The 525-nt window shown below is 43.4% G+C and carries 2 tRNA genes and 1 rRNA gene; all 3 read left to right on the plus strand.

Features of this window, described 5'->3' with window-relative positions:
- Positions 1-11 precede the first annotated feature (11 nt).
- Positions 12-88, plus strand: a tRNA-Ile gene (locus EK386_RS20070).
- An 18-nt stretch (positions 89-106) separates the two neighbouring features.
- Positions 107-182: transfer RNA gene (locus EK386_RS20075), tRNA-Ala, on the plus strand.
- Between the two features lie 255 nt (positions 183-437).
- A 23S ribosomal RNA gene (locus tag EK386_RS20080) occupies positions 438-525 on the plus strand; the annotation flags it as partial.

Below are 525 nucleotides of genomic sequence, written 5' to 3' on the forward strand. Positions count from 1 at the left end.
AACTTCTAAGGGGGCCTATAGCTCAGCTGGTTAGAGCGCACGCCTGATAAGCGTGAGGTCGATGGTTCGAGTCCATTTAGGCCCACCATATATATTTTCCCCTTTTGGGGCCTTAGCTCAGCTGGGAGAGCGCCTGCCTTGCACGCAGGAGGTCAGCGGTTCGATCCCGCTAGGCTCCACCAAAACTGATTCAAACTAATGAATTAGATTATTAACTTTGCTCCTGCGGAAGATAATTCGATGATGTAATTCATTACTCGTCGCAAATCTGCACGAAGCACATTCATGGATGATTCGTCATGAAGTGAATGAAGTAATTCAATTTGTTCTTTGAAAACTGGATAAAACGACATTGATAGCAACAAACAAAATTCAAGTAATTCAATTGTAAGTTCTTAAATCTTCTCTTTATCGAGAAGTTGTAACTAACTTTTTTAGGTTAAGTTATTAAGGGCGCACGGTGAATGCCTTGGCACTAGGAGCCGATGAAGGACGGTACTAACACCGATATGCTTCGGGGAGCTG

This window comes from Lysinibacillus antri (assembly GCF_003977595.1).
In the GTDB taxonomy this organism is placed as follows: Bacteria; Bacillota; Bacilli; order Bacillales_A; family Planococcaceae; genus Ureibacillus; species Ureibacillus antri.